The sequence below is a fragment of the Candidatus Zixiibacteriota bacterium genome, from assembly GCA_035380245.1.
Classification (GTDB): Bacteria; Zixibacteria; MSB-5A5; order GN15; family FEB-12; genus DAOSXA01.
Genome location: DAOSXA010000001.1, coordinates 585,316 through 600,267 on the forward strand (window position 1 = coordinate 585,316; position 14,952 = coordinate 600,267).

Consider the following 14,952-nt stretch of genomic DNA (forward strand, 5'->3'; position numbering starts at 1 on the left):
TGGCGAAGCACACGACGATAGAGATAGCGGACGGAGAAAAGAATTGATCATGTATTTTTAGTTGACTTGAAGATGCTCCGGCCGTTCGTTCGCGGTACAACCCTTTCATGGAGGATGTTCGATGCGCAAAGCCAAAACGAAAGCCGCTCCCAAGAAAAAGGTAGCTGCTAAGAAAAAAGCGGCTCCCAAGAAAAAAGCGGCTCCGAAGAAAAAGGTCGCTGCCAAGAAGCCGGTTGCTCTGAAGAAGGCAGCTGCCAAGAAGAAGGCTGCACCGAAGAAGAAAGTAGCAAAGAAAGTCCGTTGCGCCGCAATTACCAAGGATGGAAAGCGTTGCAAGCGTTTCACCGACGGCAAGGGCAAATTCTGCTCGGTACATAAGAAGGCCAAGAAGAAATAAGGACTTTCTTCGCAGAAATAAAAAACGCGACCAGGACGGCCGCGTTTTTTTATGCTCGTGTTTTGGACCGGTCGATTAGAAATCCGCACCGATGGAAAAATAATACTGCGGTTTCTCGGCGACATGCAAATAGTCGGTTGCCCAGGCTATGTCGTAGCGGAGAAGAATGAAGCCGAGATTGGCGCGCATACCGAATCCGAAGGCGGCATGGACGTCCTCCAGGTGGTCGCCGCCCGACGATGATCCAAACCTGAATTTCTCCCCCTTGCGAATAGCTGCCCCCATGTCGTAGAACAACGCTCCCCCAACTCGGCTTAAGACCAACGGCAGCGGGAAACGCATCACGAAGTAATCGATCAACGGGAAGCGGAATTCGAGATTCATCAAGCCATAGCGGTTGCCGCTGAGGGAATAATAATCGACTCCGCGCAACGGAGTGACCACGTCGGCGAAGTACAGATTCTCGACGTCGTAGACCTCGGCGTCGAGGGTGCGATTGCCGATCCAGTTGGTGGTGCCGCCGAGGAAGTAGGTCTTGGGCGTCATGCCGTCGCTGTAACCGCCCGACATACGAATCGCGAAGGAGTAGCTTTGTCCGAGACGGATATACTTACGATAGTCGAATTCCGCCGAGTAGAACTCCACGCCCTTTGTGTCGAACAAATTGCGTCCGGCGGTCAAAGTCAGCTTGGCGCGGCGACCGTTTGTCGGTCCGGTTAATCCCCAGATGATATTATCGGTTACCCATTCCAGCGAACCGGTTGTCACCCGGGCATTACGGTCAGGCCGGGTGTCATCGATGTCGAGATATTCGCGATCGATGAAATACTGCGATACTACTGCATCCACGCGACTGAAGGTCGAAAAAGGCCTTCGGGCGAAAGCCTGTATTCCATAAAAACGGTCGCTGAACAGGTATTCATAATCGCTGATTTCTTCGATGTAATAGTTCTTACTGTGGAACAGGCCGACACCGAAATTAGTGCGCTTGGTGCTGTTGTAGTAATAGGCCTGGAAGTTCGACTGATCGATCGAATTGTACAAATCGGTCAAGAAGATAATATCATGATTGCCGAGATAGTCGGAGAACCAGAACACCGTCTGCCCGCGTAGCCCGAAGAAGGTGTCATAGGCGAATCCGCCTCCGACGTAATCGGGAGTGAACTTGACCTTGTATGGTTTGACTTCATAATCACCTTCGGAGTTTGGCGGAGCGATCGAGTCGAACGAGGCCGGTTCGGTTTGCCCAATTCGCATGCCGTGACCGGTGCTGTCCCCATCCATATCCTGCATGATGTCTCCCAGCGGATCATCGCTGGAGCTTCCCACGAAAACGAATTCACCGTCGTAAATACCGGTTTCAGTAATGGTCCCGTCGGCTTTGCCTTTATCCACTACCTCAGGAGTCGTTGCCGTGGTATCGGAGGTGCTTACCGTGGTGTCGGCAACGGTTGTCGTGTCGGAGGCGGTTGTTATGGAATCCACAGGGACGCTTGCTAAAACCGTACTGTCGGCCTTCGCGCTGTCAACGGTTGTCTCGGTAGTTGCTGCCGTCGTATCAACGGCGATATTGGATAAAGCAGCAGTGGTGTCGATCACGGCCAAAGTTGTATCGACGGCGCCGCTGTCGATCGTAAGCGTGTCTGATACCGAGATCGTTTCAACCGTATCGACCGTCGGAAGGTCCGATGGGACAGCGTTGTAATCGAGCGGTAGTGAATCGCGTGTCGCTACAGCGCTGTCCTGGTCCGGTTCTTTGCCTCTGACGTAAGTATCATACCGGCCCTGGTAGAAATCAGTCGGTTCGAGCACACCGTTGTTCCCTACCGGCGCCAGATCCTTCAAAACGAAAATATCCAGCCCGCCTTTATTGAATGCTTCCACCGCGAGTTTTTTACCGTTGGGAGACCAGGATACATACATGATCCCGGTGAGAATATCCGTCACCGCTACCGCCTGACCGGAGTCGGGATATGTGATATAGACGTTGTCGATGCCGTTGCGATTGGATATGAAGGCAACCTTGGAGCCATCGGGTGAAACCGTTGGTTTGACATTTTGCCCCGGTCCTACCGGAAGCGGTTTGATTTCCCGACTGTCGATGTCGATCGTATGCAGATTGTAGGAGCCGTAGTCAAAATCACCCGGCATCAATGCCCCGTCGGAGACATAAGGATGAGGTTCGGTCCGAGGATCGGAATTATCGGGATGCGGCCGATCCGAGGAAAAGACCAAACGAGTCGAGCCCGGGAACCAGCTCACGTCGACGTCGTCGTAGCGGTCATCGGTGATTCTGCGGACTTCGTCGCTTTTCATATCATAAATGAATATATCGCGCTTGTTGCCCTCAAGAGCGGAAAAAGCCACCATCTCGGAGTTGGGAGAAAAAGCCGGAGACATGATGCTGTAAAAATCGAATCGTTTCTTGATCGTAACTTTTTTCTTCCGCAGGTCCATGAAGAACAGTGATTCCTTGCCGCTGGATTTGGCCACAAACACCAGGTAGCGACCATCGGGCGAAAACGAAATACCCGAGACATAGGAATGAAGCGACTCCAGATCACCCGAACGGGAACCCTTTACGAGACGGTCTACGACTTTGCCGTCATCGATCGAGATCAGTACGATCTCAGTATAGTCCCAGCGGTCGGTGAACATGGCGATCACATCACCTTCGGCTGAGAACACCGGTTTTTCGTTGGCGTAGGAACCGTCCTCGCGAGATTTGGTCAGTTTCTTGCCAACTTCCTCAATCTCTTTACGCTTGGCTATTTCCGGCCAGTAGCGCCGTTTCATCTCTTTGGAGAATTCTTCCCAGAATTTCTCCATATCGATTCCGAGAGTGTGTTTAATGGTGCGGTCCATCGAGAGAAACACTTTCCCTCGCTTGAACAACTCGCCGATCTTGTCTTCGCCGTATTTGTCGGCGATATATTTGACCATAGCCTGCCCCTCACGATAGGCGTTGTAGCCCGTGAGGTAGAGCGGTGGATACAAATAACCGTTGATAGTGGCGTCGCGCACCCACATATCCGAAAAATAATCCCAGCCGTGACGTGATGAATACTCGGCAAAACCTTCGGCCAGCCACAGCGGTTGTTGGAAAAGCCGCTGTTTTGAAATCAGCGACGATAAAGCTCGACCGTATATGAGATCGTACACGACGGCGTGAGTTAACTCATGGTGCAGCACATGGCGGAAATCCGAATAAGAACCGCTGAACGGGACGACCATGCGGTTTTTGTAAGCTTCGGTGAAGCCGCCGGTGCCCTCGCCGATCAGCGACGAGAGGATATTGGTCTGCTGAAAATCGTTATGTGAATTGTAGATGAAGACCGGGATTCGTCGCTGCACGAGATAATTCAATTCCGTGCTGATTTCTACATAGGCCGATTCAGCCACAGTCGCGGCGAATTTGGCCGTTTCATAGGCGTCTTCATAAAAGTAAATATCGAAGTGCCGTGTCTGGATATAGTTCCAGTCGAAATCCTTGTAGCGTACCTTGTTTTTACCGAAATAGGTTTCCTGGGCCGAGGCAGCGACCGAAAGAGCCAACAACATCAGAGCCGTCAGGAGGAACGTTTTTTTCATGGAATTCCACATCCTATAATTATGACATGTCACAGGCGGCACTGTTTTAACGATTCAGACGCCCGTTGGTTCATTAAAATCCGGTGCTATAAAATCCCGTCGAGGCAGGCTTGATACAATCTGTCCCGGAGATCAATTTGTTACTCTTGTTATATCGGCCCCAAGCTCCGACAGCTTTTCCTCCATCCGACTGTATCCCCGGTCGACATGATACACTCGAAGGATTTCCGACTTCCCTTCAGCCGCCAGAGCCGCCAGGATAATCCCGGCTCCGGCCCTGATATCGGAGGCCATAATTTCGGCCCCCTGGAGTTTCGAGGTTCCGAAAACTATCGCTTCATCACCGCTGACGTTGATCTCGGCGCCGAGTCGACGCATCTCCATAGTGTGCGACCAGCGATCCCGGAACACCGTCTCGCGGATATTCGAAGTGCCGTCGGCGATACAGGCAGCCGCCATGATACAGGCCTGCAGGTCGGTCGGAAAACCGGGGAAGGGGAAGGTGGTTACCGACACCGGCTTGAGTCTCTTTGGCCCTTTAACCCGTATGCTCGTGCGTTCCGTCTCTGTTCGGCAACCCATCTCCTGCAACTTATGAAGAACCAAAGTCAGGTGATTCGGATCGATACCGGAAACGGAAACATCACCCGCCGTCACAGCGGCGGCAATAAGGTAAGTCCCGGCCACCAGACGGTCACCGGAGACACGAAAATCAACCGCTTTAAGCGTCTTAACCGGTTCCACTACTACATTAGGCGTTCCCGCGCCGTGAATTTTAGCTCCGGCTTTATTCAGGAAGTTCGCTACGTCAACAATTTCCGGATCGCAGGCGGCGTTGGCTATATACGTTTTATTTTTAGCCGTCACCGCTCCGAACAGGATATTCTCAGTCCCGGTGTGTGAAGGACGATCGAAATATATCGATCCTCCTGCCAATTGTTTAGCCCGCGCCACGACATATCCGGCCCTTTCCGTCACCCTGGCGCCCATGTCCTTGAACGCCTGGATATGGAAATTGACCGGACGCGCGCCGAGCACACAGCCGCCCGGCAATGACACCCGCGCCTGCCCCATACGGGCCAGAAGCGGTCCCAGAACCAGGAACGAGCCCCGCATTTGTCGCATCAACTCATAAGGAGCCGTAGCACGGTTGACCCGGGAGGCGTCGATTGCCATAACGTGCTTGTGGTCATCATATTCAACCACCGCTCCCAGGTATTCCAATACCCGGATTATCGTCCTGATATCTCGGAGCGGTGGTACATTCCTGACAATCGTCTTTCCTTTTCTGATTAATAGCGCCCCGCAGATAATCGGCAGAGCAGCGTTTTTTGAACCCTCTACCTGGAGCTTTCCCCTGAGACGACGACCGCCGTTGACCACGAATTTATCCATCGCGTAAAGAGCCTTTCTTTCATATAAACGGGCAACCGAACGATATACCCATCGCGGTTTTTGTATTGATACTATTAATGAAGCTGATCCGGATGAAATAAACTTAAAACTGGGGAGAAGGGGGGGCTGATCAAAGCCATTACCCGCAGTGAATCATTGAAGTATCTGAAAAGCAGTTGAATTTGAGGACCGGATGTCAACAAAACCGTACATTTTGTTTACATCTTGGCGTAAATGTAAACGGAATGGCTAATTTTGTTTACATCTTTGTAAGTTTGCTGAATTGTCAGAGGAAAAAAAAGAAACAGGATCACACCGGTTGGACGACTTCAAAGCTGGCTCGGACCCGCTCGAAAAACTCAATGGCCTCGGCCTGGCAGTAGTCGGTCGAAGTCCAGGGCAGGCGGGTGAATCGACCCTTGGCCCAGATCAGGGCAATCTCGGCAAACACGCCGTCACGCAGATAGATCCGATGGCGGTAATCGCGGGCGGCGGCCATAACCAGGTTATCGGCGGTCATGATACCGGGATCGATATTTACCGTGCGGAACATATAATCTTCCACTTTGTCCGAAAACGCAGCCTCGATCTTGCGGCAGGCGCTCTTTATTTCCGGAAGGGCATTTCGGGCCACTAGTTTCTCGAAAGCGAAAAAGCGCAGGCGCAGGTCCTCACCCATTTCTTCCTTGTAGGTCTGGCGGCAGTTGCAGTCCAGGTCGGCGGTCTCGAAATCCACCCGCCCGAACCGGCGCTCCATTACGCGAAGAGCATCGGCGACAGCATCTACCGAAGAATAAATAACCGCCACTACCAGACGGCCCTCGGGCGGTTCTTGAGTTCTAACCATGGCATATTGATTACCGGGCGCCGGGGAAAGAATCAACAAAAACCGGTCGTAAAAGCCCAACAACACCGGGGAAAGCCGTATTTGATGTTGACAGACATTTGTATCAAAGGCATTTTCCTTTTATAAGGATCATGTGACAGCATTTACATAATTACGGAGGAGTCATTAATGAAGACGTTGCTGACGGCAGCAATCGCAGCCGTTCTTCTGGTTGGTACCGTTTCGGCCCAGCTTCCCAAGTTCGGGGCGGGGGCATTCGGCGGTGTGAGTATCCCGGTGGTCCAGGATGACCAGACAAACGGTACCGTATTCGGCGCCAGAGGGCGAGTCGGGTTGCTCCCGATCCTGCAGATTGAGCCCTATTTTGCTTCTACCCAATGGGGTGCTCCGGATCCGGTCGACGGTGTCAATTTGGGAATCGATGGTTCAACGGTTACGGCGTTCGGTCTCGATGCCACTATCGGTTTTCCCCCCGCTAAACTCGGTCTCAAACCGTTTCTTACCGGCGGGATCGGTTCGTTCAAGGTCAAGAACGACGATACCGGTTATGATGAATCCAAACTCGGGTTCAATGCCGGTTTGGGGCTGGGAATTGGTGTTTCGCCGTTTCTCGATATCGATGTCCGAGGAGTAGCTATGATCGCGCCGCAGGAAAGCGGCTCTAAAAAAGCGATCAACCTGATGGCCGGTGTAACTTATAACTTCGGCATCAAGTAAGGAGTACCGCCATGTTGAAAAAGATTCAGATGCTGCCGCTTGGGGGCTTGATCGTGTCGGCTCTGCTGGTTGCCGGGTGCCTGATCGTTTCCGGGACTTTCGTGATCGTGAAGGATTTCGATATGACTGCCGAGGCCGGCTTCTACTTCTACCAGGTAGACCTGACGACCGAACCGGATTGGGATGATCACAAGGACGATATCGACTTTATCGATGCCGTAGGGGTGGAATTCACGATTGTTTCAACCGAGACTTCGGATGTGGCTTTCAGCGTTTATGTCGATGACTACAGCGGCGCGGGAGCCAATCCGACCTCGATTCTCCCCACGGCCGATGTTATCATCGACAGTCTCACGGTATCGCCGGGAACGACCAGGATTACCTACGGCGAATCTCTGACTTTTCTTCGGAATATCCCGCGACTCAAGTCGCTGGTGAGATCCGGCAAGTTCGATTATTACGCCGGCAGCACCGGCAACGACGGCGAGACGTTCGTTATTACCGAGGGTAAGGTTGTCGTGACGCTTTCCGCCAGCGGCAGTTGATGCTCTCGGGAATTTTGAGAAGGTCGAACGTCCGGGTATTCGTCATGACTCTATCCTGGTTAGAGCGATACAGAGCCGCCCGCGGCGCGAGATCAAGTCCCTAAGACGCGTAGCGGCGGGGCTTGTCTCCGCCGCCAAAGGCCTTTCTCAACGTGCAAACGAGGCCGATGGCGCGACTGCTCCACCGGCTGCTTCTTGCGAGTGAGCGATGCGATACAAGAAATCTTTACCAAAAGGCATTCTTTGTACGAATTTTACGTTATTCTCGTGATTCCCTAACGTATAAAGATTAAAGAATGTGTGGTTTTAGTTGATCGACAGCCTTGATGAGAAGTATAGATAGATCAGATTTGGAGGTCCTTATGGAAGTTGGACTTGTTTACTCGAGTAAGGATCCACGTCAGGCTAAGACACGGGACTTCGTAGTTAACTTTCTTAACGAGCGCGGGGTTTTGGCCAACGTCGTGGAATGCGACAGCCCGGTTGATGTGCCCCGGATTACTATCAACGGTTGTGAGGTGGCGGCGAAACCTCGCAAGACCGGAAAGCGCATGAGTGTGTTGTATTTCCCGTCAATGGATGATATCACGAAAGCGCTTGAGCGCGGTATCTGGTGTGTCTAAATATCCGCAGGCCCAACAGGGTTGAGCACGAAGGCCGGGACAGGATGTCCCGGCCTTTTTGTATGTCTTGAATTCACCTCTCCGTAGAGTCCCCCCTTCCGTCTGGTGGCCCATCCGTCCACGGGTGGGACGTCCTGTGCCCCACCCCTCGGGTGGGATTTCCAAATCGACAACAACATCCCGTCAAACGTCGCTCCTGCGGAAGCAGGAGCCTATCTTCTCTTCGTCCTTTGGCCGCAAACGTCTTCGTCTGCCCCAATGTTGTTGTGCCGTCAGGTGTCTCTGCCCGGTGGTTTCGTTGCTTGTCAGAACCTCGCTTCGCGATCCGCCTGCGGCCGACCGGGGGTTCTGACCTACTAGGAACCTGGTGGCCCGCCCGTCCACGGGCGGGATATATCTGAAAGCTCCGAACAAAGGTGCCCCTCCCGGGCGGAAGCAACGAATCAAAACACCGTAGCGCAGGTCCGTCTTCGAACCTGCATTCTTCCTTCGTAGGTCGGCGTTCCGAAGTGAGCGCGGGCGAAGCCCCGAGAACGGAGAAACCCGACAATTCCCGGACGATTCCACCGACTGATATTGACCTGTGTTCTCTTCTGGAAACCCTGGGCAAGCCCAGGGCCACCCGACCTTTTGCCTCTTGAGGAAGAAGAATGTCCAGCCAGGTCGCAGACCCGGTCCCAAAGCTCCGGGGGCCGGCGGCACGACATCAAGCCTCCATTTGATACCAATGAACCATAGCGGTTCATCCAATGGCGGTCTGCCGGGTAGTTGTTCGACACCTTCCTCGATCCCTGCTTGAACAGAATAGGCGCAGCACACCAAGGCTCCGTAGGGAGGCCAGATTTCGCCGCGACCTAGGACCTCAGCGAGAGTTGGGACCGGAGGCTCCGGCAATGACCAAGTCACATCAAGCAACTCGGGAAACAGCGTTACAAGGTAGCGCGGGGGATCAGCGACTGAAGGCTCGAACCGTTCTGCGTCAACCAGCATCACCTTGAGCAGCCGCCCAGTCTCGGCATCAATGTAGGCCGTGCCCCTGTCCGGTAAGGGTCGCTCAGAGTCCCGGTCCTTCCAAAAGATCGGGCGGAACCCCTCCAGATCAATTGCCCAGGCCGGACGATCGAGAAGCAGGTCGGGAAACAGGAGGCTGTCGAGCGGAACGTTGGTGTCGCGGGGCAGCGGGGCAAGCTTCGGCTCGCCCATCTTGAGCGCTTTCTCCGCAACGGTATCCGCTCCGATCACATACTCCCGCGCCAACTCCACCGCCTTCTCGGCAGTGATTTGAGGAGTAGGGGCATCCTGAGCATACATCGCCGCAGAAAGGACTACGGCAGCAATAATGGCAGTTATTTTCAAAACTCTACCGGTCAACAGGCACGTCTCGCTGCAACATCTTGGGCGGGTAAACAGCGCTATCTTTCTCCAAGAACACGAATGTCCAGCCCGGTCGTAGATCCGGTCTCAATGGGTATTCCGCTGCGGGGACAATGTCACTTCTCCATTTGATCCCAATCATCCAGACCGGCTCGTCATCCGGTGGTACCTCCCTCGCGTGTTCACTATTAGGGGGCAAATGCACCTGAACATAATACGCACTCAGCTGCAGAGCCCCAAATGGAACCCAGAAGTCACCTCTTCCGAGTGCCCCCTCAAGCGACACCACCGAGGACGAGGGCAAAGACCATTGAGCACCCCGAAAAGAAGCGAACAGCGTAACAAGGCTGTACGAAGTGGTATCCGATGAGGGCTCAAACCTCTCTCCATCTACCATTGTTACCTTAAGCAGTCGACCGGTCTCGGCGTCGATATAAGCCGTTGTTTTGTCCGGCAAGGACGTGTCGGTTGCCTTATCTCCCCACACCAGCGTGATGAATCCCTCGATATCAATTGCCCAGGCCGGACGATCGAGAAGCAGGTCGGGGAACAAGAGGCTGTCGAGCGGGACGTTGGTGTCGCGAGGCAGCGGCGCAAGCTTCGGCTCACCCGTTTTGATCGCTTTGGCCGCAACGGTATCCGCTCCGATCACGTACTCCCGCGCCAACTCCACCGCCTTCTCGGCAGTGATTTGAGGAGGAGGCATGTCCTGAGCATACGCCTCCGCACAAAGAACGACGACAATCCCAATAACCGTGATCGTTTTCGAGATACAACGCATCTTATAGACTATCACTCTCCCTCATGTCCGAGAGGTCATCGCTTACCACCAGTCCTCCGGCACATCCAGTTGCGACATTCCCGGCTGACCCCCTTGCGCCTTTTGCTCCTTAAGAAAAAAGACCGTCCATCCCGGTTTCAGCCCCCTTCGCTGAGCGCCGGGAGCAGGAACAGGAACATCGAGCCGCCATTTGATTCCAATCATCCAACAGGGCTCACCAGGACGCGGCATGGCCGTGGACGGGGGGTAGCCCTCGGGGAATTCTGTCTCGACAAAGTACGCGCTAAGCGCTAGGGCCCCATAAGGGGGCCAGACGTCGCCTCGGCTGAGAACTGTCGCAAGTGTCAGAGGCGTGGGCTTCGACAAAGACCAGTTGATCCTTTTGTAAGCCCCGAAGAGCGTGTTGAGACTGGTCCGCACGGTGTCCGTCGTTGGTACAAACCGTTCTGCATCAACCAGCATCACCTTGAGCAACCGTCCGGTTTCGGCGTCGATGTAAACGGTGCCTTTGTCCGGCGGCAAAGGCATCCGGGGATTGAGGTCCTTCCAAAAGATCGGGCGGAACCCCTCCAGATCAATTGCCCAGGCCGGACGATCGAGAAGCAGGTCGGGGAACAAGAGGCTGTCGAGCGGGACGTTGGTGTCGCGGGGTAGCGGGGCAAGCTTCGGCTCGCCCATCTTGAGCGCTTTCTCCGCAACGGTATCTGCTCCGATCACGTACTCCCGCGCCAACTCCACCGCCTTCTCGGCAGTGATCTGAGGAGGAGGCGTGTCCTGAGCATAAGCCGCCCCAACGAGGACCAGAGTAGCCACAATGATAGCGAACGTCTTTGCGAACATATACCCTTTTGCCATTCGCAAACTCCCACCTTCCTGACGGTGATCTTCTTCCCGCGTCACAATATAGACGAGAGCGAGCGGCAGATCAACCAATGAAATCGGATTGATCTTGTGGGCGGCAGACGTCCTCATCTGGCCCGTGATCACAACACCTGACGATGCTTCGTAGCGCGTCACCCCAGCGAAGGGGATTGTTGAGAAACCTCGACTGACTTCTCATCGTCGGGGAGACAAGCCCCCCGACTACGCGACTACGAGCCCTAACCTCGCGTAGCGGGCGGGGCTTGTCTCCGCCGCAAAAGAGTTTTTTCAACACGCCTTTCAGGTGGGTTTTCGTCTACCCCCGCACGGCTTTGTCGAGGAAGTCAATCACCTCGGCGACTTTCATCCGCTTCTGCTCCATAGTGTCGCGGTCGCGGACGGTCATCGTTTCGTCCTCGAGCGTCTGCCCGTCGACCGTGCAGCAGAACGGCGTCCCGGCCTCGTCCATACGGGCATAACGACGCCCTACCGCCCCGGAGACATCGTAGAAAACCTTGAAACGCTTACGCAGTTCATCGTAAACTTTCTCAGCGAATTCCGGCATGCCGTCCTTCTTGACCAGCGGAAATACCGCAACCTTGATCGGTGCCACCTTGGGAGAGATGCGCAAAAACACACGGTTCTCGCCGTTGATCTCGACCTCGTCGTAGGCGTCGACCAGGATCGTCAGCAGGGTGCGGTCGCAGCCGGCCGAAGTCTCCACGATGTAGGGGATGAATTTTTCTTTGTACTGGTCGTCCTGATAGCGAAGGTCTTTGCCGGTCGCTTCCATGTGGCGCGAAAGGTCGAAATCGGTCCGGTTGTGGACGCCCTCCAGTTCCTGCCAGCCGAACGGGAACTCGTACTCGATATCGTAGGCGGCCTTGGCATAATGGGCCAGTTCGTCCGGGCCGTGTTCGTGCCAGCGGAGCTTGTCCATGTTGATCCCGAGGTCGCGGTACCAGTTCCAGCGCTGCTCGCGCCAGTATTCGAACCATTTCTCATCCTCGGTCGGATGCACGAGATATTGCATTTCCATCTGCTCGAACTCGCGGGTGCGAAAGATGAAATTGCCGGGGGTGATTTCGTTGCGGAAAGCCTTGCCGATCTGGGCGATCCCGAACGGAATTTTCTGCCGCGAGGAGTTTTTCACGTTCAGGAAATTGACGTAGATTCCCTGGGCCGTTTCGGGGCGCATATAGACCACTGACGAGGAATCCTCGACCGGCCCCATGTGGGTCTTAAACATCAGGTTGAACTGCCGGGCCGGGGTAAGGTCGCAGCCGTTTTCGATCGGGTTTTTGGAGGGTTTGTGCGGGCAACGGGCTTCTTCGAGTTTATCCGCCCGGAAGCGTGCCTTGCAGGTTTTGCAGTCGACCATCGGATCGTTGAACTCGCTGACATGACCGGAGGTCACCCAGACCTGGGGGTGCATCAGGATAGCGGCGTCGATGCCCTCGATATCGGAGCGGCGGCTGGTCATCGCCTCCCACCAGAAGGTCTTGAGATTGCGCTTCAGCTCGGCGCCGAGCGGGCCGTAATCCCAGCAGGAAATAAGCCCGCCGTAGATTTCGGAGGAGGGGAACACGTATCCGCGTCGCTTGCACAGCGACATCAGTTTGTCCATCAGGTCGGATTCTTTTTTGGCCATGGTCTGCTTTCTATTCGATCAAGGTACTGTTCTTCAACTTCTGTAAAAACTCCAGCGATTTCAGATCGGTCTTGAGATCGGTCTGACAGGCGGCGAACCGTGTCAGCGCTTCGAGCAATTGCGCCGCCTCAGCATAGCGGATCGGCATCCCCGCAGCTTCCTTGAGCGAGGCGTTTTGCAGCTTTGCCAGATGCCGGTAGCCAACGCCGGAAAGGGGAATATAATAATCTGTCGGGGCTTGGCAAGAGGGGCAAAGCACCCCGCCGCGATCGGCGAAAAACGGCACGTTGCCGGCTCCGTTGGCAAAGCCGCCGTTGGATTCATCGCTCGTCGCCGGACGACCGCAACCGGCGCAGTAGGCCAGCGACGGATGATAGCCCAACTGCGACAGCACCCGCAGGAAAAACGCCACGAACAGCGACGGCAGACAGGTTTTGGGGACAGCCGCCACATAACCCAGATACGAGGCAAAATAATCGTAAAGTTGCCGCTGGGGCTCGTCTTCCGGCAGGAGCAGATACATCAACTCGCAGGCGGCCGAGCCATAGGCGAGCCTTCCGAGGGCTCCGTCTCCCTCCATGGAGAAGCTCTGCAGGGCGTCGATTTCGCGCACGTAGCCCCGGCTTTCCTTTTTGGAGTCGTAGAACGACAGCTCCAGCCGGGCGAACGTTTGCAGCCGTCCTCGGCGGGATTTCATGCTGCGGCCGCCTTTGTCGACCAGGGCCAGCTTGCCGAAATCGCGGCTGAAGAAAACAACCGTACGTGAGGACTCGGACCAGTTGAAGGCCTTAAGGACGATCGCTTCGGTTTTTTCCAGAGACATGGGATCGCTCAGAAGCCGCGATAGTAGTAGATCGTTTCGTTGGGGCGAACCATCCGATAGCGGGTGCGGGCGATATATTCGATATAGCGCTGGTCGGTTTCGAGCATCTTTTTGATGCGGCTGTCGTCGATCAGGTCTAGGAGGATACGCTGGTTGGACTCGATCAGCGCTTGTTTTTCCATTTCGAGGCGGATGATGCGCGGGATGCCGTAGTCGCCGACCATAAGCGACCAGAAGAACATGAGGCCGATCAGCCAGAGGCCTATTTTCATGAAACGCCTGCGGACACGGGCATCGGCGTTGGAGAGGCGGCTGACGAAATTCTCGGCCAGCGGCTGGAGAATTTTGCGACTTTGTTTGACACGACGCGGCATATAGGCAAATTAGTTCGGCGGGTCCGGGATGCAACAAAAAAGAGATAAGAGCGACGCAACTCGTCAATCAAGACCCCTAAGTAGAGCAAGTATGGAGGGAAAGAGGCAGCCAAGCCGACTACTTCTTAGGCTTCACCCAGAAGTGGAAGTACTTGGCGTTCTTCGGGTAAATCCTCTTGCCGTTACGAACGATGTAACGGCAGAAAACTTCCACAAGACCTTCACGGTCTTTAGCGTTTCCGCTCACTGGCACTCACCTCCTTTCGATGTTTAGTCTCTGCCCCTTCTACCCTCCGCCAACAACCTCTTGAGTCGCTGACGGAGGGGAGGGGGAAGTGCTAAACTGAAAGAGTGAGGGCCAAGAGAGGGAGGCACCTTCTTGCCTCTTCCACCTCCATCTGCTAGGCAATTTAGTATTGAGGTGAGAGTAAGGAACTCTCACCTCGAACAAGGCGCTACTTACCTTCCCGATTTAACCGAGCACAATGGGCGCAGAGCGGATAACCGCCAGTTCCCGATTTCTTGTATCGGGGTTCGATATTATTCCCTTCCGTACACTTTGTGTTGTCATGATGACAGTTCGTACCAGGAAGGATCGAATGCCAAGGCGTAGTTTTAGCCATATTATATTCCTTATAAATTTCAAGTTCAGATAATCGACATTCCTTTCAAATGTTGACAAGGAACGTCGATACCGTATAATATCAGTGGAGCGCTGGGGAATCGAACCCCACGGCCGCGAATCCAAATCCCCGCGCCGGGGACCCATCCGCGCCCCAACTTCGATTATTACTCAGGCCGGTAACCGCCAGCCTGAGTTTTCCTTAGGGATAAGACGCTAGGAACCCTCAACATGAGTCACAACATAGCGCGGGGTGGGGGTGGGCGGGCTAAGTCATTAATCGAATTAGACTTGCAGTCAACGTGGAAATGTTTGTCGATTAAGCACTTAGTGCTTGACAAATGGGATATA

The 14,952-nt window shown here is 54.4% G+C and carries 14 protein-coding genes; 4 read left to right on the top strand and 10 right to left on the bottom strand.

Annotated features, from left to right (window positions below):
- The first annotated feature begins 121 nt into the window (after nt 1-121).
- Nucleotides 122-397, top strand: a complete 276-nt coding sequence (locus PLF13_02335) for a hypothetical protein (GenBank protein HOP06109.1) — start codon at nt 122-124, stop codon at nt 395-397.
- 75 nt (nt 398-472) lie between these two features.
- Here the strand turns inward: PLF13_02335 and PLF13_02340 are convergent, their stop codons facing one another.
- From PLF13_02340 to PLF13_02350, 3 genes are all read right to left on the bottom strand, one after another.
- Entirely contained in the window at nt 473-3,988 is a 3,516-nt protein-coding gene (locus PLF13_02340; protein HOP06110.1) for a hypothetical protein, read from the bottom strand.
- 132 nt (nt 3,989-4,120) lie between these two features.
- Entirely contained in the window at nt 4,121-5,383 is a 1,263-nt protein-coding gene (murA, locus tag PLF13_02345) for a UDP-N-acetylglucosamine 1-carboxyvinyltransferase (protein ID HOP06111.1), read from the bottom strand.
- A gap of 310 nt (nt 5,384-5,693) precedes the next feature.
- Complete coding sequence (locus PLF13_02350; protein HOP06112.1) at nt 5,694-6,230, bottom strand: DUF4416 family protein; 537 nt, start codon at nt 6,228-6,230, stop codon at nt 5,694-5,696.
- A gap of 168 nt (nt 6,231-6,398) precedes the next feature.
- Here PLF13_02350 and PLF13_02355 point away from each other — a divergent pair, with 168 nt between their 5' ends.
- The 3 genes from PLF13_02355 to PLF13_02365 all read left to right on the top strand — a co-directional run bounded on the left by PLF13_02355 (nt 6,399) and on the right by PLF13_02365 (nt 8,115).
- The gene (locus PLF13_02355; protein HOP06113.1) at nt 6,399-6,947 is read left to right on the top strand and encodes an outer membrane beta-barrel protein; all 549 of its coding nucleotides are present in this window, start codon (nt 6,399-6,401) and stop codon (nt 6,945-6,947) included.
- A gap of 11 nt (nt 6,948-6,958) precedes the next feature.
- Nucleotides 6,959-7,492, top strand: coding sequence for a hypothetical protein (locus PLF13_02360; protein ID HOP06114.1), 534 nt, complete (start codon nt 6,959-6,961; stop codon nt 7,490-7,492).
- Between the two features lie 362 nt (nt 7,493-7,854).
- Nucleotides 7,855-8,115: a hypothetical protein gene (locus PLF13_02365; protein HOP06115.1), complete on the top strand. Its 261-nt coding sequence runs from the start codon at nt 7,855-7,857 to the stop codon at nt 8,113-8,115.
- A 183-nt stretch (nt 8,116-8,298) separates the two neighbouring features.
- Here the strand turns inward: PLF13_02365 and PLF13_02370 are convergent, their stop codons facing one another.
- From PLF13_02370 to PLF13_02400, 7 genes are all read right to left on the bottom strand, one after another.
- On the bottom strand, nt 8,299-9,486 hold the full coding sequence (locus PLF13_02370; protein HOP06116.1) for a hypothetical protein: 1,188 nt from the start codon (nt 9,484-9,486) through the stop codon (nt 8,299-8,301).
- Nucleotides 9,476-10,285, bottom strand: coding sequence for a hypothetical protein (locus PLF13_02375; protein HOP06117.1), 810 nt, complete (start codon nt 10,283-10,285; stop codon nt 9,476-9,478). The genes PLF13_02370 and PLF13_02375 overlap by 11 nt, the downstream gene beginning before the upstream one ends.
- A 27-nt stretch (nt 10,286-10,312) precedes the next feature.
- Nucleotides 10,313-11,242 carry a hypothetical protein gene (locus PLF13_02380; protein HOP06118.1) on the bottom strand — a complete coding sequence of 310 codons (930 nt, stop codon included), beginning with the start codon at nt 11,240-11,242 and terminating at the stop codon, nt 10,313-10,315.
- Between the two features lie 205 nt (nt 11,243-11,447).
- Nucleotides 11,448-12,782: a glycine--tRNA ligase gene (locus PLF13_02385; protein ID HOP06119.1), complete on the bottom strand. Its 1,335-nt coding sequence runs from the start codon at nt 12,780-12,782 to the stop codon at nt 11,448-11,450.
- A gap of 10 nt (nt 12,783-12,792) precedes the next feature.
- The gene (gene recO / locus PLF13_02390) at nt 12,793-13,605 is read right to left on the bottom strand and encodes a DNA repair protein RecO (protein ID HOP06120.1); all 813 of its coding nucleotides are present in this window, start codon (nt 13,603-13,605) and stop codon (nt 12,793-12,795) included.
- A gap of 8 nt (nt 13,606-13,613) precedes the next feature.
- The gene (locus PLF13_02395; GenBank protein ID HOP06121.1) at nt 13,614-13,979 is read right to left on the bottom strand and encodes a septum formation initiator family protein; all 366 of its coding nucleotides are present in this window, start codon (nt 13,977-13,979) and stop codon (nt 13,614-13,616) included.
- Nucleotides 13,980-14,097: 118 nt separating this feature from the next.
- Nucleotides 14,098-14,226, bottom strand: a complete 129-nt coding sequence (locus PLF13_02400) for a hypothetical protein (protein ID HOP06122.1) — start codon at nt 14,224-14,226, stop codon at nt 14,098-14,100.
- Nucleotides 14,227-14,952 lie beyond the last annotated feature (726 nt).

Excerpts from the sequence above, each read along its gene's own strand:
- PLF13_02365 (HOP06115.1), top strand. The coding sequence starts at position 7,855 with ATGGAAGTTGGACTTGTTTACTCGAGTAAGGATCCACGTCAGGCTAAG.
- PLF13_02380 (HOP06118.1), bottom strand. The coding sequence starts at position 11,242 with ATGAGGACGTCTGCCGCCCACAAGATCAATCCGATTTCATTGGTTGAT.
- PLF13_02395 (HOP06121.1), bottom strand. The coding sequence starts at position 13,979 with ATGCCGCGTCGTGTCAAACAAAGTCGCAAAATTCTCCAGCCGCTGGCC.
- PLF13_02335 (HOP06109.1), top strand. The coding sequence starts at position 122 with ATGCGCAAAGCCAAAACGAAAGCCGCTCCCAAGAAAAAGGTAGCTGCT.
- PLF13_02350 (HOP06112.1), bottom strand. The coding sequence starts at position 6,230 with ATGGTTAGAACTCAAGAACCGCCCGAGGGCCGTCTGGTAGTGGCGGTT.
- PLF13_02340 (HOP06110.1), bottom strand. The coding sequence starts at position 3,988 with ATGAAAAAAACGTTCCTCCTGACGGCTCTGATGTTGTTGGCTCTTTCG.
- PLF13_02360 (HOP06114.1), top strand. The coding sequence starts at position 6,959 with ATGTTGAAAAAGATTCAGATGCTGCCGCTTGGGGGCTTGATCGTGTCG.
- PLF13_02385 (HOP06119.1), bottom strand. The coding sequence starts at position 12,782 with ATGGCCAAAAAAGAATCCGACCTGATGGACAAACTGATGTCGCTGTGC.
- recO (HOP06120.1), bottom strand. The coding sequence starts at position 13,605 with ATGTCTCTGGAAAAAACCGAAGCGATCGTCCTTAAGGCCTTCAACTGG.
- PLF13_02355 (HOP06113.1), top strand. The coding sequence starts at position 6,399 with ATGAAGACGTTGCTGACGGCAGCAATCGCAGCCGTTCTTCTGGTTGGT.
- murA (HOP06111.1), bottom strand. The coding sequence starts at position 5,383 with ATGGATAAATTCGTGGTCAACGGCGGTCGTCGTCTCAGGGGAAAGCTC.